Here is a 22,379-nt window from a genome sequence, read left to right as displayed (position 1 = left end):
GTCAGTGGTCTCCTTCGCTGCGGTCCGGCGTCAGCACGCCGAACAGGGCCAGTCGGTCGGGGTCGGAGCCGCTGCCGGCGATCCGGGTCTGGACCGCACCGGCACGGGCGGGGTCGAGGGCGTCGTGGAACTGAGCGGGGTCGAGGGACCTCCGGTGGCCCACCCGCAGGGTGTCGCCCGGGCCGACCAGTCCGCGCAGCACGGCCTCCGCGATCAGATGGTGCACATGGACGAGGTAGGCGCCGGTGCTGACGCCGCCGACCGCGACCGACACCTGCGCGGTGCGGCCGGACGGCGGCCCCGGCACCGTCACGGTCAGGGGCCCGGTCGGCACCTCGACCGGCCGGGGGCCCTTGAACGAGCGCAGCAGCCGGGACAGCGGCAGCAGCGCCCCGCGTGCGGCCGGGCCGTACCACGCGAGGTTCCCGTCCGGCGTGACGAGCCGGTGCGGGTGCCGGACCGCCACGGCCTCCGGCCGGCCCGCCAGGAACACCGTTCTGGTGAAGGTCCGGTACCAGCCTTCCCGCAGGTCGGCCGGGACTCCCACGGCGAACTGCGCGGCGCCGCGGACGAACGCCGCGATGTCGAGGTCGGCCACGACCACGGCCACCCCCAGCCCCCTGGGAACCGGTCCGGCGCCCAGCCCCGCACGGACCGCCGCCACCCGGGACAGCGCCGCGGCCCGCAGGGCCGCCGCGCCCGCCGGTGCTCCGGCCGGTAACCCGCTCACGTGTAGATCCTCAGCAGCCGCGGGTCCACCGGCGGCTGGCCGAGCAGTGACGTCGTCAGCCGGTACGGGTCGACGAAGCCGTTCGGGTGACGGGAGCGGGCAAGCGTCTTCGGCGGCACGCCCCCGTCGATGTCGGCCGCGGTGCGGGTGAGCAGCCGGGCGGCGCGTCCCACGCACCGGCGCAGCACCGGCATCCGGAACGGCTGCTCGGAGCGGCGGGGCAGCACCCCCGTGAAGTACAGCCGCATCCCCAGCCGGTAGGCGGCCCGGTCGGCCGAACCGGAGACCGCCGACAGGTCGGAGAGGGTGCAGCCGCGCCAGCCGCCGTACCGGCTGGAGCGCACCGCCCCGTCGACGGGCACCCTACTGAACGCGAGCCGTACCGAGCGGCCCCCGAACGCGGTCAGCACCCGGTCGAGCAGCAGATAGTCGGCGGCCAGGCCGTCGTCGAAGACCAGCAGGAACACCCGGCCCGGGCCGATCGCCGGGATCAGCTCGCGCAGGATGGGCAGCAGGTAGTTGGGATGCCCGTCGCTCCCGACCAGCTGCCGCAGCGGCAGGCCCCAGCGCGTGCCGTCCAGGTGGACGGGGCCGCCGAAGCGGCGGTGGTCGACCAACAGGCCCCGCTCCGCCAGCGTTTGCAGCGTCGTGTCCGCCGCCGCGGCCAGCGGACGGTCCTCCCCGAGGCCGAGATCGCCGACACCCAGCAGGTCCAGCTCGGCACGCCATGCATCCAGCACCCGCCGGCCGGCCGGGTGGATCCACCCGGACGCATCGACCCGCTCCAGGTAGGCGCCCACTCCCCGGGGGTCGCTCCTGCCGCCCTCGGAGTGGAAGCGGACGTAACGCTCACCGATCGCGGCCGCCGACTCCAGGCTCCAGTCCGTGTCCGGCTCGACCCGGTCCAGATACCGCCAGAACGCCGTCGACTGGGTCGTCAGCGTCGCCATGCGGTCGTTCCACAGCAGCCGCACCCGCCCGGCCGTCGCGCTCGCCTTGACCAGGATGTCCGTCCACAGCAGGCCTTTGACATGCGTCGGCGTCAGCGGTTTCGTCGGCGTGATCGTCACCGGAGCCACCACCAGTTCGTCGAGGACCACGTGATCGACCCTTTCTGCATAAGGAATTCGGCGGCAATTCACGGGGCGGCGGCGGAGGAGTCGGCGAAGAATGGGACAACCGTAACAATGGTCCTGGGGTGTTCAACTGCCGCTGGTACACGGTTGAACAGCCAGCGTTTTTCTGCCCGAATTGCAGCGGGCTTTCCGCATGTTCAACTGCTGCGTGGAAGCAGTTGAACACAACGCCGTGAAATCTGTTGGACATTGATCGGCCAGCCCCGTCACGCCTAGCTTGAGGCCGCACCCCTGCCTGTTCAAAAGCTCCAAGAGATGGGAAACCCATGGCTGATCAGCAGCTGTTCCTGCGCTCGAAAGTGATCGTCGAACCGCTGATCGACAGATTCTTCGCGTGGCCGTACACCACGGCACCGGTGCAGTCGGCGATGAACCTCGCATTCCTCCAGGTACCGCTGCTCGAGTCCTACCTGCAGTCCCCCCAGGTACACGTGGCGGCCAGCAACAACCCCGACCTTCGCGGCGGCTACTTCATCAACATCCCGGAGGAGCGTGCCGACGAGGTACGCGATCTGCTCGCCGCGATCAAGCGGGACCGCGCGCACATCCTGCGCTTCGCCGACGCGATCGTCGCCGGCCAGGAACTGCTGCGCGCCAACGCCACCGGTTTCGACCTCACCCCGCTGTACCCGAAGCTGCCGCCGGAGCTCGGCGGCCTGATCGAACTCGCCTACGACACCGACAACCAGGCGCAGCTGCGCTTCATGGAGCCGGTCGTCTACAAGAGCGACATCTACCAGGAGTCGCGGCAGTCGGTGCAGCTGTCCTTCGAGACCGGCATCGAGCGCCCCTTCGTCCTCAGCACCCCGCGCCTGCCCTCCCCGGACGTCCTGGAGCTCGACATCCCCTTCCGCCACGAGGGTCTCGCCGAGCTGTTCCGCACCCGCGTGCGGCCCACCACCCTCGGCCACCTGCGCGAGGCCCTCGGCCTCGACGACACCCAGGCGGGACAGCTGTCGCACATGCTCAGCGAAGAGCCCTCCCTCGCCGAGGACCGCCACATCGAGTCAGGCGGCCGCATCCGCTACTTCGGCCACGCCTGTCTGGTGATGCAGACCCCGCAGGCGGCCATCGTCACGGACCCCTTCATCAGCGCCGACAGCACGGCCGGCGACCGCTACACCCTCGACGACCTGCCCGACTTCATCGACCTCGTGCTGATCACCCATGGGCACCAGGACCACATCGTGCTGGAGACCCTGCTGCAACTGCGCGGCCGCGTCGGCGCGATCGTCGTGCCCCGGTCCTCCCGCGGCAACCTGGCCGACCCGAACATGGCACTGATGCTCAAGAGCCAGGGCTTCCCGGTGATCGAGGTCGACGACTTCGACGAGATCGAGTTCCCCGGCGGCAAGGTCACCGCCACCCCGTTCCTCGGAGAGCACTGCGACCTCGACATCCGCGCCAAGTCCACGTACTGGGTGCGCCTCGCCGACAAGAACGTCTTCGCCGGCGCCGACTCCTCCGGCATCGAGCCCTCCCTCTACCGCTACATCAAGCAGGAACTGGGCACCGCCGACTACGCCTTCCTCGGCATGGAGTGCGACGGCGCCCCCCTCACCTGGCTCTACCAGGCCCTGCTCACCATCCCGATCACCAAGAAGATGAGCAACTCCCGCAAGCTGTCCGGCTCCAACGCCGAGCAGGCCGCCGCGATCATGACCGAACTGGGCGCCAAGGAGGCGTACGTGTACGCCATGGGCGAGGAGCCCTGGCTCGGCCACGTCATGGCGACGACGTACACCCCCGACACGTACCAGATCAAGCAGATCGAGGAGTTCATGACCTGGTGCACCGACCGCGGCATCAAGGCCGGCCACCTCTACGGCCAGCAGGAATGGCGCTGGTAGACATGGCACACGCCACCCTCCGGAGAGCCCAACTGCACGCCGGCGTCAGCGACCCGGTCCTCGACACGATGAACTTCCTGAACGAGATCACCCACCGCTACCCCCGGGCGGTCTCGTTCGCACCGGGCCGCCCGTACGACGGTTTCTTCGACGTCGAGGAGGTCTTCCGGCACATCCGCCGCTACCTCGACCACCTGGAGGAGAGCGGCGCCACACCCGGGGAGATCCGCGACGCGCTCTTTCAGTACGGACCGACCGGCGGGCAGATCCGCGAACTGGTCACGCGGTCACTGCGCGAGGACGAGGACATCGACGTGCCACCCGAGGCCGTCGTGGTGACCGTGGGCTGCCAGGAGGCCATCTTCCTGACCTTGCGCGCCCTGCTGGCGGGGCCGCGCGACACCCTGCTGGTCTCCAGCCCGTGCTACGTCGGCATCATCGGGGCCGCCCGGCTGCTCGGCGTCGAACCGACCCCCGTGGCGGAGGGCCCCGACGGCTTCCGCAGCGCCGGCCTGGAGGCCGCGGTCGTCGCCGAGAAGGCGCGCGGCCGCCGCCCCCGCGCCTTCTACGTCGTCCCCGACCACTCCAACCCCTCCGGATTCACGATGCCGTTGCGGGAGCGGCACGCCCTGCTCGACCTGGCGCGCCGCGAGGACTTCCTGATCCTGGAGGACAGCCCCTACCGGCTGGTCAGCCCCGGCCGGCAACTGCCCACCCTGAAGTCCCTCGACCACGACCGGCGCGTCGTCCACCTCGGCTCGTACTCCAAGACCCTCTTCCCCGGCGCCCGGGTCGGCTTCGCCGTCGCCGACCAGGTCGTCGTGGACGAGGACGGCGGGCAGGGCCTCCTCGCCGACGAACTCGTCAAGATCAAGAGCATGGTCACGGTCAACACCTCGCCCCTGAGTCAGGCCGCCGTGGCGGGCATGCTCCTCGCCGCCGGCGGACGCACCTCCGAACTCAACACCGACACCGCGGCGTACTACGGGGAGGCGATGCGGGCCGTCCTGAAACGGCTCGACGCATGCTTCCCCGAACCCGAGCGCAGCGCACTCGGCGTTCGCTGGAACGAGCCGGACGGCGGATTCTTCCTCACCCTGGACGTCCCCTTCCCCGCCGACAACGCCGCCCTGGTGCGCTCGGCGGAGGACCACGGCGTCATCTGGACGCCCATGTCCTACTTCTATCCCCAAGGCGGCGGCGAGCGCAGCCTGCGCCTGTCCGTCAGCTACCTGACCCAGGCCGACATCACCGAAGGCACAGCCCGGCTCGCCCGGTTCATCACGGCCGAAGCGGCCCGGGCCCGCTGAAGCACCGCCGTTCCCTCCCGTCACTCACAGAAAGCGAAGCCCCGTGTCGACAGCACGACGTCTCATTCGCAGCAAGCCACGCATGTGGGGGTGGACCTTCCGATGACCGCCGACGCAGATCTCCACGGCACCGCCCTCCTCGAAACCCCCGTCACCACACCGTCCAAAGGCCTCGGCAGCCCACGGATCATGGGGGTCGGTACCGCCGTCACCGACCACGCGTACTCCCAGCGGGAAGTCCTCGACCTCTTCGGCATCACCGACCCCAAGGTCCGCTCGGTCTTCCTCAACAGCGCCATCGAACGCCGCCACCTCACCCTCCCGCCCCGGGACACCGACGGCGCCGTCCTCTCCGAGGCCCAGGGCGAACTCCTCGCGAAGCACAAGCGGACCGCCCTCGACATGGGCGCCCGGGCCATCCGCGCCTGCCTGGAGAACACCGGCCTCGACCTCGCCGACATCGACTACCTGTGCTGCACTACCACCACCGGATTCCTCACTCCCGGCCTCAGCGCCCACCTCATCAAGGACATGGGCCTCCTGCCCCGCACCAGCCGCGTCGACGTCGTCGGCATGGGCTGCAACGCAGGCCTGAACGCCCTCAACGCCACCGCCGGCTGGGTCACCGCCAACCCCGGCAAGGTCGCCGTGATGCTCTGCGCGGAAGCCTGCTCCGCCGCCTACGTCATCGACGGCAGCATGCGCACCGCCGTCGTCAACAGCCTCTTCGGGGACGGCGCAGCGGCCGTCGCCCTCACCGCCGACCCACCCGACGCCGCCTACGGCCCGGCCGGCACCCCGCCGGCGCAGGACGGCCCCCGCATCCTCGCCTTCGCCAGCCACCTGATCACCGACGCCATCGACGCGATGCGCTACGACTGGGACGACGACCAGAACAAGTTCAGCTTCTACCTCGACCCGCTCGTCCCCTACGTCGTCGGCGCCAACGCCGAGCAGCTCGTGGACCGGCTGCTCACCGGCGCCGGACTGCGCCGACGCGACATCGCCCACTGGCTCGTGCACTCCGGCGGCAAGAAGGTGATCGACGCCGTACGCGTCAACCTCGGCCTCACCCGCCACGACGTACGGCACACCACCGGCGTCCTGCGCGACTACGGCAACCTCTCCAGCGGGTCCTTCCTGTTCTCCTACGAACGACTGCTCCGCGAGGAAGCCGCCCACGCCGGCGACTACGGCGTGCTGATGACGATGGGCCCCGGCTCGACCATCGAGACCGCACTGGTGCAGTGGTGACCACGGAACAGGTGAGAGAAGCGATGAAGAGCACCCCGACGGCCGCGGCACCCCCCGCGTCCGAGGAGATCCCCCTGCGGATCGACGGGCAGCAGCCCCTGTCCGCCCACACCGTCGCCGCCGTCACCGCGGCCTGCGAGGCAGCCGAGGACCTCGACGGACGCGCCAGCGTCGTCGTACACGTCTCCGGCGCCCCGAGCGGACCCCTGCCGGACGGCCTGACCGTCTCCCTCGTCAGCAAGTGGGAGCGCGTCCTGCGCCGCCTGGAACGCCTGCCCGCCCCCACCGTCGCCGTCGCCGACGGCGACTGCGGAGGCCCCGCCCTGGACGTGCTCCTGGCCACCGACCACCGCATCGCCACCACCACGGTGCGCCTGGTCGTCCCCGTCGAGGGCGGCGGGACCTGGCCGGGCATGGCCCTGTACCGGCTCGCCGGACACGGCCCCCACGCGACCCCCGTCCGCCACGCCGTCCTCTACGGCACCCCCGTCGGCGCAGCCGACGCCCTGGCCCTGCATCTGGTCGACGAGCTGACCGACGACGTGCCCGAGGCCCTCCGGCTCGCCGCGGACCGCACACGTGCCGTCTCGGGCACCGAACTGGCCATCCGCCGCCAACTGCTGCACGAAGCATCCGGCACCAGCTTCGAAGAGGCGCTCGGAGCCCACCTCGCGGCCTGCGACCGCGTCCTGCGCCGCGCCACGACAGGAGCCGAGGCATGACCGCCACCGCGGAACCCACCGCACCGCACACCGACCCGGACGACGTCCGCGCACCCCTGCCCCGGGCCAGACAGGCCCTCGAACAGGCGGCACGGCACCACCAGACCCTGCTGGACGGCCTGCCCCCGCACGGCGAACGCTCCGTACGGCAGCAGACCCTCGCCGCCACGGCCGCCGACACCGTCCGCGACTTGCGCGCAGTGTTCCTGGACACGCACATCGACGCCGTCTACGACGAACTCACCGACCGGCGCACCCGCCCCCTGCGCATCGACGAACTGGCCAGGGCCGCCGCGACCGCCTTCCCCGGCCTCGTCCCCACCGACGACCAGCTCGCCACCGAACGCGGCCGGCCACAGGCCCGCAAAGAGGGCCACGAAATAGACCAGGGCATCTTCTTCAGCCGTATCCTGCGCTCACCCCTGGCCGGCGCCCACCTCCTCGACGCCATGCTCCGCCCGACCCCGCGCGCCGCCGCGCTGCTGCCCGAGTTCACCCGCACCGGCCGCGCCGACCTGGGATCCGTCCGCCTCGAACGCACCGGAGCCGTGGCCCGGCTGACCATGTGCCGCGACGACGCCCTCAACGCCGAGGACAACGCCCAGGTCGACGACATGGAGACCGCGGTCGACCTCGCCCTGCTCGACCCGGCCGTCGAGGTCGGACTCCTGCGCGGCGGCGAGATGACCCACCCCCGCTACCGCGGACGCCGCGTCTTCAGCGCGGGCATCAACCTCAAAGCCCTGCACAGCGGGGACATCTCCCTCGTCGACTTCCTGCTCCGCCGCGAACTCGGCTACATCCACAAGCTGCTGCGCGGCATCCGCACCGACGCACCGGGCTGGCGGTCGGGAACCACCGAAAAACCCTGGATGGCCGTCGTCGACTCCTTCGCGATCGGCGGCGGAGCCCAGCTGCTGCTCGTCTTCGACCACGTCATCGCGGCTGCCGACGCCTACGTCAGCCTCCCCGCCGCACAGGAGGGCATCGTCCCCGGCGCCGCCAACTTCCGGCTGACCCGCTCCGCGGGGCCTCGCCTGGCACGGCAGGTGATCCTCGAAGGAAGGCGGATATTCGCCACCGAACCCGACGCCCGGTTCCTCGTCGACGAGGTCCACGACCGCACCGACCTCGACCTCGCGGTGGAACGCAGCGTGGAACGCCTGCGCGGCAGCGCGGTCCTCGCCAACCGGCGGATGCTGAACCTGTCCGAGGAGTCACCCGACGACTTCCGCCGCTACATGTCCGAGTTCGCGCTGCAACAGGCCCTCCGCCTCTACAGCTCCGACGTGATCGACAAGGTCGGCCGCTTCACCACGGCCTCAGCACCCGCAGCCGGGCGCACACCGTGATCGGCGGCGGGGACTCGGGCATACGGTACGAGAAGGACGACCGGATCGCCCGGGTCACCCTCGACCGGCCCGAGGTGCTCAACGCGATGAACCAGCGCATGCACCGCGAACTCGCCCTCGTCTGGGACGACATCGAGGCCGACGACGACATCCGCGCCGCGGTGCTGACCGGCGCCGGCGAGCGTGCGTTCACCGTCGGCCAGGACCTGCGCGAGCGGGCCCGGCTGGACCGGGAGGGCACCCCGCCCACCAGTTTCGGCAGCCGCGGCCAGCCCGGATCACCCCGGCTGACCGACCGGTTCGACCTGTCCAAGCCCGTGATCGCCCGCGTCAACGGCTACGCCCTCGGCGGCGGCTTCGAACTCGCCCTGGCCTGCGACCTCGTAGTCGCCGCCGACCACGCCGTGTTCGCGCTGCCCGAGGCCACGCTCGGCCTGGTCCCCGGCGCGGGCGGCGCCTTCCGCCTGGCCCGGCAGATGCCGCTCAAACAGGCCATGGGATACCTGCTCACGGGACGCCGCATGAGCGCCGCCGAGGCACTGCGCTTCGGCCTCGTCAACGAGGTCGTCCCGCTGCGCGACCTGGACGCCGCCGTGGACACCTGGACGGACGCCCTGCGGCGCAGCGCCCCGCTCTCCGTCCGGGCCCTCAAGGAAGCGGTGCAGCGGTCCCTGCACCTGCCGCTGGAAGAGGCCTTCACGGCGACCTACCCGTGGGAGGAGAAACGACGCCGCAGCCATGACGCCGTCGAGGGCCCGCGCGCCTTCGCCGAGAAACGCGCTCCCGTCTGGCGCGGTGCCTGACACGACGCCCACACCGGCACACCCGCTCCCGCGGACCTCCCCTGCCCAGGGTGTTCGAGCCGGACCCGGCCACAGCGCCGCAAGCGCTGCGGCCGGGCCGTCGTTCAACCGCGCGGGCGCAGCGGTTGAACACCGCCCCGGCCCCGCCCCGGCCCACTCGGCACCGCTTGATCGCCGCCGAGGTGCGATGCCATCGTGAGCCGTGACGGAGCCCGCGCGCTCCACCGAGCACGACACCCGGCCCGTGCGCCGGGACCGACGGGGGCCGAGGGCGGGGCGGCCACCCGGACCTCTCCGTGGTGACCGCACGGAGAGCGCCTGTTGCCCCCTACGAGAACGGGCTCGACATGCCATTCGTGAACACCAACGGTGTGAGGCTCTCCTACCAGCGCTCCGGCAGCGGCACGCCGGTCCTGCTGATCATGGGCTCGTCCGCGTCGGGCCGGGTATGGACGATGCACCAGACACCGGCACTGAACCGCGCCGGCTACCAGACCGTCACCTTCGACAACCGGGGCATCGCACCGTCGGACGCCCCCGCGGGCGACTACCGCCTCGCCGACATGGTGGCCGACACCCGCGGCCTCATCGAGCAGCTGGGACTGGGCCCCTGCCACATCGTGGGAACGTCCCTCGGCTCCATGATCGCCCAGGAACTCGCCCTCGCCGCACCCGAACTGGTCCGCTCCGCGATCCTGATCGCGTCCCGGGCCCGCTCCGACGCCTTCCGGCGCGCCCAGAGCGCCGCCGACCGCGCGCTGCGGGAGAGCGGCATACGGCTGCCGGCCGGCTACGACGCGGTGAAGACGGTCACCGAGATGTTCTCCCCGACGACCCTCAACGACGACACCGCCGTCACCCCCCTGCTGGAGCTGTTCGAACTCACCGGCGGCGGCCACTCCTCCGCCGGCCAGGCCGCCGCCGTCGACGGTCTCGGCGACCGGCGCGCGTCACTGCGCGGCATCACGGTGCCGTGCCGGGCCATCGCCTTCAGCCACGACCTCGTCTGCCCGCCCCACCTGGTCGCCGAGGTGGCCGACGCCATCCCCGGCTGTGACCTCGTGGAGATCGCGGACTGCGGTCACCTCGGCTATCTGGAACGCCCTGACGAGGTCAACGCGGCCTTGATCGAGTTCCTCGACAAGTACTGACCACGCGGCACCGTCCACGGCCCACGGACACGACAGCCGCGGGCCGGGACCGCGCGCGCCGTACGCCCGACCGCAGCGCACGCGGCCACGACGCGCACGCGGTCACGACGCGCACCTCGAACGTCGGCACCCGGAGAGGGCGGCACGGCCCTCCGGACCACCTCGCGCAGGAAGGAAGACCTATGGCAGGGCACGGCATCGCGTACGTCGAGTTGTACGCCAAGGACAAGCAGCGAACCGCCCAGTACCTCGTCTCGGCCCTGGGGTTCGACTGCGTCGCAGACTCCGTCGCCCCCGACCGCAGCTCCCTGCTGCTGCGGCAGGGCACCGCCTCCCTCGTCGTCACCTCCGGACCCGCCACCTGGTGCTTCCTCGACGCATACGGCGACGGCATCGCCGACATCGCACTGCACTGCACGGACGTCACCGCGACAGCGGAACGGGCGCAGCGGGCCGGCGCCCGTGACGTCGGCTCCGCACGCGGCAACCCGATCCTCGCGGGCGCCGGCGGCATGACCCACACCCTGCTGCCCGCCGGACACACCCGGACGGGCCGGCCGGGCGGCCACCGCTGGGCGCGGCTCCCGCAGAGCCCAGCCCCCGCGATGCCCGCGGCCCCCGTCGCGCGACTCGCAGGCGTGACGACCGGTGTCGGAGCGACCGACCTCCATGACTGCGTCCGCCTGTACGAGGAAGGCTTCGGGCTGACCCCGCGCCGACCGCGAGAGAACAGCGCAGCGGACCTGACGCCCCGCGCCGTGGAACTCACCGGACTCCAGGGCGGCATGACCCTCACCCTCGCGGCCCCGGAGCCCGGTACCGGCCTCCGCCGCGGGACGACGCCGCAACCGACCCCCACGCACCGCGCGGAGCAGCGACTCACCTTCCGCACGGACGACATCGTCCGCGCGGCCCGCGAACTCCTGCATGCGGGCGTCGAGTTCCGCACACCGGCACCTGCTGAACAGCCCGCAGGAGGCCACGGGCGAGCCCACCTCGTGGGTACCTCGGCGCACTTGGGCGACACCCTGCTCATCGAACTCGTGCCACACGGAGACGGCCCCGGCGCTCTCGGCGGCAAGGACCTCCAGGCCCTGTACGAGACGGTCGGCCGGCACGGACTGGCCGCCCGGTGAGCCACGCACCGCACCCACCCGCCCCTGGCAGGCTCCCGCTTCTGTGGCACCGGCACCAGGGCCCCGCCCCGAGGCGTACGCCCCGGGGATGACACACCCAGGGGAGGACACCCTCCGACGGTCCCGGACGGGAGGACGTGGCGCCGCGAAGGACACGGGGTCGTTACCGCGGGGGACGCGGTCCGGCGGGTGAGGAACCTAGCCTCGTACCGTCAACGGGCCGCCCGGTCACGGCGCCGGCGCGGTGACACGACCCGGAAGGACTGATGCGCAGTGGCAGACCACGGAGGACCGGGGCGCGAGGGCGCCGACGGGCCGCCGACCGAGGCATCCGAGCTTCCCACAACGGATGACCCGCGCGGTTCCGTCGTCGCGCTGCCAGGGCTCCGGCACTCCGGGGCACCGGGACCCGCCTCCCCGGTCGTCCAGGGTCGGCCACACCGCCCGGTGCCCCATCCGGAGGCCCCGGGACTGGACCAGCTCGTGGCACCCGGCGCCGTCTGCGTGGACGTCGGGGCCGGCTGCGCGCGGTGCACCGCGACCTTGAGGAACCTCGCGGGCCCGGACGGGCAGGTGCACCGTCTGGTGCCGGGACGCCCGGGTGGCCCACGGGCGGCCACCGTGGACGATCTCTGCCGGCGGAAGGACCTGACACGGGTCGACTTCATCCGGATCCAGTTCGGTGAGGACGAACTGGACGTCCTGCTGGGGGCGTTCGCGACACTGCTGCGCGATCGCCCCGCCCTGCTCCTGCGGTGGGGGCGCCGACGCCCCGACCGGCGGCGCACGGCCGACACCGTCCGCAGCCTCACCGTCTCCCTGTCGTACACGATGCACGGCTGGCAGGAGGGCACCTGGCGGCCGGTGACGGACGCCATGCCCGGATGGGGCGGGTTCCTGTTCCGGCCGCAGCCGGTCCCGGGCCGATTACCGTGACGGAGACAGCCGGATCACCCGGGGTCCAGGCTCCTCATCGGTGCGGCGAGCGGAGCATGTCCGCGTCCGCAGGCGTCTGCCTCCTGCTCCCGCCCGGGCGGCCGGCTTCACCCGCTGGCGAGCAGCCCGGCCCGGAGACGCTCGTCCAGCTCCTGCGCGAAACCGAGCCATGTCTTGGCGTACTCCCGTGCGAGGCTCGCCACCGTTTCCCTGGAGTGGCCCGACAGGGAGGTGCTCAGCGCGGGCCATTCCTGCGTGGCGATCGCGTGCTGCTGGAGCAGCCGCAGCAGCCGCCGCCCTTCCTCCCTGTGACGCAGCGACGGGTCACGTGACAGCTTGTCGAGCACCACTCCGGGATCCTGCGCCACCAGACGCATCCGGCGGTGCGGCTTACGCCCGGCCGGCTGGGGAGGTGCGGCGGCTGGCCGGCTCGCGGCCGGGCCCTTGTCCGCCTGGCCCCTGACCCCCGGGCGCTCCGGGGCGGGCGGTTCGCCGGAGGCGAGACGTCTTCGGACGTCGCTGACGGTGGCCGGCGAGACGCAGGCGAGCCGCGCCAGTTCCCGCAGGGAGGCGTCGGGACGCTCGGCCAGCAGCTCGGCGACCCGGTACCGCGCCTCGGCGCTGTTGAGGGGACGGACCTTGCCGTCCTGGCCGACACGGGCGTTCAGTCGGGGCGTCTCGTCCATCCGGCGGCGGATGGTGGCCACGGCCTTGGCACCCAGCCCCGCCGCCTTCGCGATCGCGCGGTCCGACATGTGGGGCAGGGAGGCGATGATCCGGGCTGCCGCGGCTTTGCGTTCGGCCGGGGAGAGCGGGAGCCCGTGGACCGAGTTCGCCTGCACGGCCCGCAGGTACGCCTCTTCGGTGGTTCCGTCGAAGAACTCGACCTCGATAGTCTTCTGGCCGTTCGAGAGTGCCGCCAGATAGCGGTGCATTCCGTCGATGACCCGCATCGTCGGTCGGTGCACCAGCACGGGGGGTAAGGGTCCTTCGATTTCGGCGAGCCGTGCGATGTGCTGGGCGTTCACGCCCTCGGCACGAGGCGAGTCGCCCGGCAGCAGCGACGCGGTGGGTACGGTTGTGATCCGGCTGTCCGAAGTCCTGGAGCCGTACTCCGGTCTGGATATGGCCCTTTCACTTCCGGATTGCGTCAAGATCAACCCCCAGAATAATCAGTATCTCGGAACTGCTGTTCGTGGGTCGTGCCGTGCATGAGCCGGGTCGTGCCACGTACGTTTACGAGAACTTGGAGCAACGGGGTGAGCCGCACCGGTGTCAGTGCGGCCGTCAACGGCCGCCGGTGGCCGACACGCGATCGTATGACGATTGTCGGACGCTCTTCGGCATCCACCCTACATTCACATCTACGCGACGACAGGCGGGTTTTTTCGGAGTCAAAGATTCCGCATTGCCCCCGCTACGAGACGTGAGTATGCGGGCATCCTGAGTGAAAACAGCGAGGGGATGAGACCCGCGAAAGGGATGCTAGTGCCCCAAAACGGGCGCTGCGCTCATGTCCGGCGCACGCATCCCGGAAAAGCCCGGAATCCCAAGCGGTGACGCCCCGACCGCAAGCGGGCAATGCTCCGCGAGCGCCGGCCACGCCTGTTCAAGTGCGGTCGGGGCGCAGTTGAACGGTCAGCGAAAGCGATCACCGGCATTGATCAGACATGCGGCCTGGACCATAGTGAACTGGCTCCGTCCACGGCCGCCCGTGGGGCACGTCTTGTAAGGGATGACGGACGACCGACCCGCTCGACGACCAAAACAGCTGCCGCCCCTGACGAAACCGGCAGTTGAATAACACGCCTCCGCTCAAGAGGAGGCTGCGAAGGCATGCCCCTCAGGTGCGACACCTTCGAATGGGGAACGTGATCCCCGCCGCGGTTACGCGTAAACAGGAGGAATCCCGATGATCCCGTTGTCGTACGCGCAGCGCCGGCTGTGGTTCTTGACGCAGCTGGAAGGTCCGAGCGCGACGTACAACATCCCGATGGCCCTGCGGCTGTCGGGCCGACTGGACCGGGACGCCCTGGAAAGCGCACTGCGGGACGTGCTGGAGCGCCACGAGGTGCTGCGCACGGTGTTCGCGGAGACGGATGGCGAGCCGTACCAGCGGATCCTGTCGGTCGAGGAGAGCGGCTTCGAGCTGACCGTCGCAGACGTGCGACCGGAGGAACTGGACACCGCGGTGGCGGACGCGGTGCGCCACGTCTTCGAGCTGAGCGCCGACGTTCCGCTGCGTGCGTGGCTGTTCGGGGTGGGCCGCGACGAGCATGTGCTGGTGCTGGTGGTGCATCACATCGCGGGTGACGGCTGGTCGATGGGGCCGTTGGCACGGGATGTGTCGGTGGCGTACGGGGCGCGGTGTGTGGGGCGGGCGCCGGGGTGGGCGCCGTTGCCGGTGCAGTACGCGGACTACGTGTTGTGGCAGCGGGAGGTGTTCGGGTCCGAGGAGGATCCGGAGAGTGTGTTGTCGCGTCAGGTGGGGTTCTGGCGTGAGGCGCTGGCCGGGGTGCCGGAGGAGTTGGCGTTGCCGTATGACCGGCTGCGTCCCGCGGTTGCGTCGCATGAGGGGTATGCGGTGGGGCTGGAGGTGCCGGCTGGGGTGCATGCGCGGTTGCGTGAGGTGGCGCGTGAGCGTGGCGTGACGGTGTTCATGGTGTTGCAGGCGGCGTTGGCGGTGACGTTGTCGCGGGTGGGTGCGGGCACGGACATCCCGATCGGTTCGGCGGTCGCGGGCCGCACGGACGAAGCGCTGGACGACCTCGTCGGGTTCTTCGTGAACACGCTGGTGGTGCGCACGGATCTGTCGGGTGATCCGACGTTCGGTGAGGTGCTGGAGCGGGTCCGGGAGACGAGCCTGGCCGGTTTCGGGCATCAGGATGTGCCGTTCGAGCGGCTGGTGGAAGAACTGGCGCCGGCTCGGTCACTGGCCCGGCACCCGCTGTTCCAGGTGATGCTGACCTTGCAGAACAACGCCCAGGCGGTCGTCGACCTGCCAGGCGTCGACGTCGAAGGACTCGCGACTCAGCCACTGACGGGCTCGAGGAAAACGAAGTTCGACCTGGACGTCATGCTCACCGAGACCCTCGACACGGACGGCACCCCGGCCGGCCTCACCGGCCGGCTTGCCGTGGCTGCGGATGTGTTCGGGGTGGGGGCGGCTGAGCGGTTCGCGGAGTGGTTGGTGCGGGTGGTCGAGGTGGTGGTGGGGGCGCCGGACATCCGGGTGGGTGCGGTGGATGTGCTGGGTGCGGATGAGCGGGCGTTGGTGGTCGAGGCGTGGAATGCGACTTCTGCGGGTGCGGGTGTGGTGGAGGGGTTGGTTCCTGGGCGGATTGCGGAGTGGGCGGTGGTTGATCCGGGTGCGGTGGCGGTGGTGTGTGAGGGGGTGGAGTTGTCGTATGGGGAGTTGGATGCGTGGGCCGATCGGTTTGCGGGGTTGTTGAGGGCGCGGGGTGTGGGTGCGGAGTCGGTGGTGGGTCTGTGTCTGCCGCGGGGTGTGGAGATGGTGGCGGCGCTTGTGGGTGTGTGGCGGGCGGGGGCTGCCTATGTGCCGCTGGACCCCGAATACCCGGCGGAGCGACTGGAGTTCATGCTCGCCGACAGCGGCGCCCGGATCGTGGTCGGACGCGGCGACAAGGCGGCCGAACTGTCCGACTCGGCTGCGCACATGGTGAACCTGGACGACACGCACGTGGCACGTGAACTGGCGGCTGCGCCGGCCACCCCGCTCGAAGTCGACCTTCATGCCGAGAGTTTGGCGTATGTGATTTATACGTCGGGTTCGACGGGGCGGCCGAAGGGTGTGGCGGTTACGCAGGGTGGGTTGGCGCATTTGGTGGGTGCGTTGGGTCCGGTTTTGGGTGCGGGGCCGGGTGTGGGGGTGTTGCAGTTCGCGTCGTTCAGTTTTGATGCGTCGGTTTTGGATGTTGCGGTGACGTTGTCGTCGGGTGGGACGTTGGTGGTGGCGTCGGCGGCGGAGCGGTCGGATGGGTCGTTGTTGGCGGGGTTGGTGCGCCGGCGGGGTGTGGTGGCGGCGAGTGTGGTGCCGTCGTTGTTGGGGGTGTTGGATCCGGGGGCGTTTGCGGGTGTGTCGAGGCTGGTGGTGGGGGCGGAGCCGATCGGGGTGGGGTTGGCGGGGGTGTGGTCGGCGGGTCGGACGTTGGTGAATACGTATGGTCCGACGGAGACGACGGTGATGGTGACGGCGGGGGAGGTGGATGGGTCGGGGCCGGTGGTGTCGATGGGTGCTCCGGTTGCTCATTCGCGGGTGTATGTGCTGGATGAGGGTCTGCGTCCGGTGCCGGTGGGTGTGGTGGGGGAGTTGTATGTGGCGGGTGCGCAGGTGGCGCGGGGGTATGTGGGGCGCCCGGGGCTGACGGGTGAGCGGTTTGTGGCCTGTCCGTTCGGTGCGGCGGGTGGGCGGATGTATCGGACGGGTGACCGGGTGCGGTGGTCGGCCGAGGGCCGGCTGGTGTTCGCGGGGCGTGCGGATGAGCAGGTGAAGATCCGTGGTTTCCGGATCGAGCCGGGTGAGGTCCAGGCCGTGCTGGCCGCGCATCCGGGGGTGGCGCAGGCTGCGGTGGTCGCCCGTGAAGACGTTCCCGGAGACAAACGCCTGGTGGCGTATGTCGTTCCGGTTCCCGGTGAGGGCACGGTGCCCGAAGGGCTGGCCCGGCAGGTGCGCGCTTTCTCGGCGGAGCGGTTGCCGGAGTACATGGTGCCGTCGGCGGTGGTGACGCTGGAGACGTTGCCGTTGACGGTGAACGGCAAGCTGGACCGCAAGGCCCTGCCCGCTCCGGAGTATGTGAGTGGCGGGGGGCGCGGTGCGATGTCGGTGCAGGAAGAGATCCTGTGCCAGGCCTTCGCCCAAGTCTTGGGCCTGCCCGCGGTCGGTGTGGACGACGACTTCTTCGCTCTCGGTGGTCACTCGCTGCTGGCGACGCGGCTGGTGAGTCGCGTGCGTGCGGTGCTCGGCGTAGAGGTAGCGCTGCGGACGCTGTTCGAGGCGTCCACTCCTGCGGGGCTTGCGGCACGGCTGGGCCAAGCGGACGGGGCGCGTCCGGCTCTGGTCGCGGGGGAGCGCCCGGAGCGAGTGCCGTTGTCCTACGCGCAGCGTCGGCTGTGGTTCTTGACGCAGCTCGAAGGTCCGAGCGCGCTCTACAACATGCCGATCGCGGTGCGGCTGACCGGGGCGCTGGATCGGGATGCGCTCGGGAGTGCGCTGCGGGACGTGCTGGAGCGCCATGAGGTGCTGCGCACTGTCTTCGCGGTGGTGGACGGGGAGCCTTATCAGCGGATCCTGCCGGTCGAGGAGAGCGGCTTCGCGCTGACCGTCACCGATGTGCGCGCGGAGGAGCTCGGCGGGGCTGTGGCGGAGGCGGCACGATACGCCTTCGACCTCGCGGAGGAGATCCCTGTCCGGGCCCGGTTGTTCCAGGTCGGCCCGGATGAGCATGTGCTGGTGCTGGTGGTGCATCACATCGCGGGTGACGGCTGGTCGATGGGGCCGTTGGCACGGGATGTGTCGGTGGCGTACGGGGCGCGGTGTGAGGGGCGGGGGCCGGGGTGGGCGCCGTTGCCGGTGCAGTATGCGGATTACGTGTTGTGGCAGCGGGAGGTGTTCGGGTCCGAGGAGGATCCGGAGAGTGTGTTGTCGCGTCAGGTGGGGTTCTGGCGTGAGGCGCTGGCCGGGGTGCCGGAGGAGTTGGCGTTGCCGTATGACCGGCTGCGTCCTGCGGTTGCGTCGCATGAGGGGTATGCGGTGGGGCTGGAGGTGCCGGCTGGGGTGCATGCGCGGTTGCGTGAGGTGGCGCGTGAGCGTGGCGTGACGGTGTTCATGGTGTTGCAGGCCGCCCTTGCGGTGACATTGTCGCGGGTGGGTGCGGGCACCGACATCCCGATCGGTTCGGCGGTCGCGGGCCGTACGGACGAGGCGCTTGACGACCTCGTCGGGTTCTTCGTGAACACGCTGGTGGTGCGCACGGATCTGTCGGGTGATCCGACGTTCGGTGAGGTGCTGGAGCGGGTCCGGGAGACGAGCCTGGCCGGTTTCGGGCATCAGGATGTGCCGTTCGAGCGGCTGGTGGAGGAACTGGCGCCGGCTCGGTCATTGGCCCGGCACCCGCTGTTCCAGGTGATGCTGACCGTGCAGAACAACGCCCAGGCGGTCGTCGACCTGCCCGGATTGCAGACCTCCGGAGTGCCGACTGGGCCGGCGGAGTCCGTCAGAACGGTCACGGCCAAGTTCGATCTGGACGTCACTGCTTCCGAGGTGTTCGACGCCGAGGGCGCTCCCGCCGGTATGCGGGGTGTCGTGACCGTGGCTGCGGATGTGTTCGGGGTGGGGGCGGCTGAGCGGTTCGCGGAGTGGTTGGTGCGGGTGGTCGAGGTGGTGGTGGGGGCGCCGGACACCCGGGTGGGTGCGGTGGATGTGCTGGGTGCGGATGAGCGGGCGTTGGTGGTCGAGGCGTGGAATGCGACTTCTGCGGGTGCGGGTGTGGTGGAGGGGTTGGTTCCTGGGCGGATTGCGGAGTGGGCGGTGGTTGATCCGGGTGCGGTGGCGGTGGTGTGTGAGGGGGTGGAGTTGTCGTATGGGGAGTTGGATGCGTGGGCCGATCGGTTTGCGGGGTTGTTGAGGGCGCGGGGTGTGGGTGCGGAGTCGGTGGTGGGTCTGTGTCTGCCGCGGGGTGTGGAGATGGTGGTGGCGCTTGTGGGTGTGTGGCGGGCGGGGGCTGCCTATGTGCCGCTGGACCCCGAATACCCGGCGGAGCGTTTGCACTTCATGGTGGAGGACAGCGGGGCTGAGCTTGTGGTGGGCCGGGGCGGCCTGGTGGGGGCATTGTCGGCGGCCGGGGCGGAGGGCGTCGATTTGGCCGATCGGGCTGTGGTCGAGGAATGGGCCGGCTTGCCGGGAGACGGAATATCCGGGGTGGCGCTGCATGCCGAGAGTTTGGCGTATGTGATTTATACGTCGGGTTCGACGGGGCGGCCGAAGGGTGTGGCGGTTACGCAGGGTGGGTTGGCGCATTTGGTGGGTGCGTTGGGTCCGGTGTTGGGTGCGGGGCCGGGTGTGGGGGTGTTGCAGTTCGCGTCGTTCAGTTTTGATGCGTCGGTTTTGGATGTTGCGGTGACGTTGTCGTCGGGTGGGACGTTGGTGGTGGCGTCGGCGGCGGAGCGGTCGGATGGGTCGTTGTTGGCGGGGTTGGTGCGCCGGCGGGGTGTGGTGGCGGCGAGTGTGGTGCCGTCGTTGTTGGGGGTGTTGGATCCGGGGGCGTTTGCGGGTGTGTCGAGGCTGGTGGTGGGGGCGGAGCCGATCGGGGTGGGGTTGGCGGGGGTGTGGTCGGCGGGTCGGACGTTGGTGAATACGTATGGTCCGACGGAGACGACGGTGATGGTGACGGCGGGGGAGGTGGATGGGTCGGGGCCGGTGGTGTCGATGGGTGCTCCGGTTGCGCATTCGCGGGTGTATGTGCTGGATGCGGGTTTGCGTCCGGTGCCGGTGGGTGTGGTGGGGGAGTTGTATGTGGCGGGTGCGCAGGTGGCGCGGGGGTATGTGGGGCGCCCGGGGCTGACGGGTGAGCGGTTTGTGGCCTGTCCGTTCGGTGCGGCGGGTGGGCGGATGTATCGGACGGGTGACCGGGTGCGGTGGTCGGCCGAGGGCCGGCTGGTGTTCGCGGGGCGTGCGGATGAGCAGGTGAAGATCCGTGGTTTCCGGATCGAGCCGGGTGAGGTCCAGGCCGTGCTGGCCGCGCATCCGGGGGTGGCGCAGGCTGCGGTGGTCGCCCGTGAAGACGTTCCCGGAGACAAACGCCTGGTGGCGTATGTGGTGGGGGAGGCGTCGGAGTCCGAGCTGCGGGCCTTCGCCGGTGAGCGGTTGCCGGAGTACATGGTGCCCTCGGCGGTCGTGGTCCTGGATGCGTTGCCGTTGACGGTGAACGGCAAGCTGGACCGCAAGGCCCTGCCCACTCCGGAGTATGTGAGTGGCGGGGGCCGCGGTGCGATGTCGGTGCAGGAGGAGATCCTGTGCCAGGCCTTCGCCCAAGTCTTGGGCCTGCCCGCGATCGGTGTGGACGACGACTTCTTCGCCCTGGGTGGACATTCGCTGCTGGCGACGCGGCTGGTGAGTCGCGTGCGTGCGGTGCTGGGTGTGGAGGTGGCGCTGCGGACGCTGTTCGAGGCGTCAACTCCGGCCGGGCTTGCGGCACGGCTGGGCCAGGCGGACGGGGCGCGTCCGGCTCTGGTCGCGGGGGAGCGCCCGGAGCGAGTGCCGTTGTCCTACGCGCAGCGTCGGCTGTGGTTCATAGGGCAGTTGGAAGGGCCGAGCGCGACGTACAACATCCCGATCGGCGTGCGGCTGACGGGGGCGCTGGACCAGCACGCGTTGGAAGACGCGCTGCGCGACGTCCTGGAACGGCATGAGGTGCTGCGGACGGTCTTCGCGGTGGCCGACGGAGAGCCGTACCAGCGGATCCTGCCGGTCGAGGAAAGCGGCTTCGCACTGACGGTCACCGATGTGCGTGCGGAGGAGCTCGACGGGGCTGTGGCGGAGGCGGCGCGGTATGCCTTCGACCTGAGTGCGGAGATCCCCGTCCAGGCACGCCTGTTCAGGGTCGGTTCGGACGATCATGTGCTGAGCCTTGTGGTGCATCACATCGCCAGTGATGGGTGGTCGTCTGCTCCGCTGGAGCGGGATCTGACGTCTGCTTATGCGGCGCGGTGTGAGGGGCGGGCGCCTGAGTGGGGTCCGTTGCCGGTGCAGTACGCCGACTATGCGTTGTGGCAGCGGGAGATGCTCGGGTCCGAGGAGGATCCGGAGAGTGTGTTGTCGCGTCAGGTGGCGTTCTGGCGTGAGGCCCTGGCCGGCGCCCCGGAGGAGCTGGCGTTGCCCTATGACCGGTCGCGTCCGGCTGTCGCCTCGCATGAGGGGCATGCGGTCGGGCTGGAGGTGCCGGCTGGGGTGCATGCGCGGTTGCGTGAGGTGGCGCGTGAGCGTGGCGTAACGGTGTTCATGGTGTTGCAGGCCGCCCTTGCGGTGACGTTGTCGCGGGTGGGTGCGGGCACCGACATCCCGATCGGTTCGGCGGTCGCCGGGCGCACGGACGAGGCGCTTGACGACCTCGTCGGGTTCTTCGTGAACACGCTGGTGGTGCGCACGGATCTGTCGGGTGATCCGACGTTCGGTGAGGTGCTGGAGCGGGTCCGGGAGACGAGCCTGGCCGGTTTCGGGCATCAGGATGTGCCGTTCGAGCGGCTGGTGGAGGAACTGGCGCCGGCTCGGTCATTGGCCCGGCACCCGCTGTTCCAGGTGATGCTGACCGTGCAGAACAACACCCAGGCGATCGTCGACCTGCCCGGATTGCAGACCTCCGGAGTGCCGACCCGTCGGATGGGGGCAGGGGGGTCGCCCGGGGCGGCGACGGCCAAGTTCGACCTGGATGTCGTGGCCAATGAGGTATTCGACGCCGACGGCGCTCCGGCTGGTTTGCGGGGTGTTCTGATCGCTGCCGTTGATGTGTTTGATGCGGGGACGGCTGAGCGTTTGGTGGGTTGGTTCGGTCGTTTGCTGGAGGGTTTGGTTGCGGATCCTGATGTGCGGGTGGGGGGTGTGGAGTTTGTTGGTGAGGGTGAGCGTGGGTTGGTGTTGGGGTGGGCTGGTGTGGGTGGGGAGGTGCCGCGGGTTGAGGGTGTGTCGGTGGTGGAGTTGTTCGAGGCGCAGGTGGTGCGTGATCCGGGTGCGGTGGCGGTGGTGTGTGAGGGGCGGTCGTTGTCGTATGGGGAGTTGAATGCGTGGGCGAATCGTCTGGCGTGGTGGTTGGTGGAGCGGGGGGCGGGGCCGGAGCGGTTTGTGGCGTTGGTGTTGCCGCGGTCGGTGGAGTTGGTGGTTGCGGTGTTGGCGGTGTTGAAGTCGGGTGCGGCGTATGTGCCGGTGGATCCGGAGTATCCGGCGGAGCGGGTGGAGTTTGTGCTGGGTGATGTCCGGCCGGTGGTGAC

The 22,379-nt window shown here is 70.4% G+C and carries 13 protein-coding genes; 10 read left to right on the top strand and 3 right to left on the bottom strand.

The window, feature by feature from the left end:
* Window position 1: 1 nt before the first annotated feature.
* On the bottom strand, window positions 2-730 hold the full coding sequence (locus ACFZDI_RS33940; protein WP_391256019.1) for a DUF6182 family protein: 729 nt from the start codon (window positions 728-730) through the stop codon (window positions 2-4).
* The gene (locus ACFZDI_RS33935) at window positions 727-1,830 is read right to left on the bottom strand and encodes a hypothetical protein (protein WP_391256016.1); all 1,104 of its coding nucleotides are present in this window, start codon (window positions 1,828-1,830) and stop codon (window positions 727-729) included. The genes ACFZDI_RS33940 and ACFZDI_RS33935 overlap by 4 nt, the downstream gene beginning before the upstream one ends.
* Window positions 1,831-2,132: 302 nt before the next feature.
* Between ACFZDI_RS33935 and ACFZDI_RS33930 the strand changes: the two genes are divergently transcribed.
* The 9 genes from ACFZDI_RS33930 to ACFZDI_RS33890 all read left to right on the top strand — a co-directional run bounded on the left by ACFZDI_RS33930 (window position 2,133) and on the right by ACFZDI_RS33890 (window position 12,380).
* Complete coding sequence (locus ACFZDI_RS33930; protein WP_391256014.1) at window positions 2,133-3,716, top strand: MBL fold metallo-hydrolase; 1,584 nt, start codon at window positions 2,133-2,135, stop codon at window positions 3,714-3,716.
* A 2-nt stretch (window positions 3,717-3,718) separates the two neighbouring features.
* Window positions 3,719-5,026 (top strand): aminotransferase class I/II-fold pyridoxal phosphate-dependent enzyme, encoded by a 1,308-nt coding sequence (locus ACFZDI_RS33925; RefSeq protein WP_391256011.1) that lies wholly within the window; start codon window positions 3,719-3,721, stop codon window positions 5,024-5,026.
* 102 nt (window positions 5,027-5,128) lie between these two features.
* On the top strand, window positions 5,129-6,280 hold the full coding sequence (dpgA, locus tag ACFZDI_RS33920; RefSeq protein WP_391256008.1) for a 3,5-dihydroxyphenylacetyl-CoA synthase DpgA: 1,152 nt from the start codon (window positions 5,129-5,131) through the stop codon (window positions 6,278-6,280).
* Window positions 6,281-6,303: 23 nt separating this feature from the next.
* Window positions 6,304-7,002 (top strand): enoyl-CoA-hydratase DpgB, encoded by a 699-nt coding sequence (gene dpgB, locus ACFZDI_RS33915; RefSeq protein WP_391256005.1) that lies wholly within the window; start codon window positions 6,304-6,306, stop codon window positions 7,000-7,002.
* Entirely contained in the window at window positions 6,999-8,354 is a 1,356-nt protein-coding gene (dpgC, locus tag ACFZDI_RS33910; protein ID WP_391256002.1) for a (3,5-dihydroxyphenyl)acetyl-CoA 1,2-dioxygenase DpgC, read from the top strand. Before dpgB ends, dpgC begins: the two co-directional genes overlap by 4 nt.
* Window positions 8,351-9,157 (top strand): enoyl-CoA-hydratase DpgD, encoded by an 807-nt coding sequence (dpgD, locus tag ACFZDI_RS33905; RefSeq protein WP_391255999.1) that lies wholly within the window; start codon window positions 8,351-8,353, stop codon window positions 9,155-9,157. The genes dpgC and dpgD overlap by 4 nt, the downstream gene beginning before the upstream one ends.
* A 347-nt stretch (window positions 9,158-9,504) precedes the next feature.
* Window positions 9,505-10,308, top strand: coding sequence for an alpha/beta fold hydrolase (locus tag ACFZDI_RS33900; RefSeq protein WP_234848026.1), 804 nt, complete (start codon window positions 9,505-9,507; stop codon window positions 10,306-10,308).
* Between the two features lie 182 nt (window positions 10,309-10,490).
* Complete coding sequence (locus ACFZDI_RS33895) at window positions 10,491-11,444, top strand: hypothetical protein (RefSeq protein ID WP_391255996.1); 954 nt, start codon at window positions 10,491-10,493, stop codon at window positions 11,442-11,444.
* A 621-nt stretch (window positions 11,445-12,065) separates the two neighbouring features.
* On the top strand, window positions 12,066-12,380 hold the full coding sequence (locus ACFZDI_RS33890; protein ID WP_391255993.1) for a hypothetical protein: 315 nt from the start codon (window positions 12,066-12,068) through the stop codon (window positions 12,378-12,380).
* 107 nt (window positions 12,381-12,487) lie between these two features.
* Here the strand turns inward: ACFZDI_RS33890 and ACFZDI_RS33885 are convergent, their stop codons facing one another.
* Window positions 12,488-13,354 carry a transcriptional regulator gene (locus ACFZDI_RS33885; protein WP_391255990.1) on the bottom strand — a complete coding sequence of 289 codons (867 nt, stop codon included), beginning with the start codon at window positions 13,352-13,354 and terminating at the stop codon, window positions 12,488-12,490.
* Between the two features lie 938 nt (window positions 13,355-14,292).
* On the opposite strand from ACFZDI_RS33885, the gene ACFZDI_RS33880 reads away from it, so the two are divergent.
* Window positions 14,293-22,379 (top strand): amino acid adenylation domain-containing protein (locus ACFZDI_RS33880; RefSeq protein WP_391255987.1); only part of this gene is annotated, 8,087 nt, incomplete at its 3' end.

The organism is Streptomyces sp. NPDC007907, from assembly GCF_042959365.1.
GTDB classification, from domain to species: Bacteria; Actinomycetota; Actinomycetes; order Streptomycetales; family Streptomycetaceae; genus Streptomyces; species Streptomyces indiaensis.
Note: the sequence above shows the minus strand (reverse complement) of the source record. Positions and strands in the feature narration are given on the sequence as shown.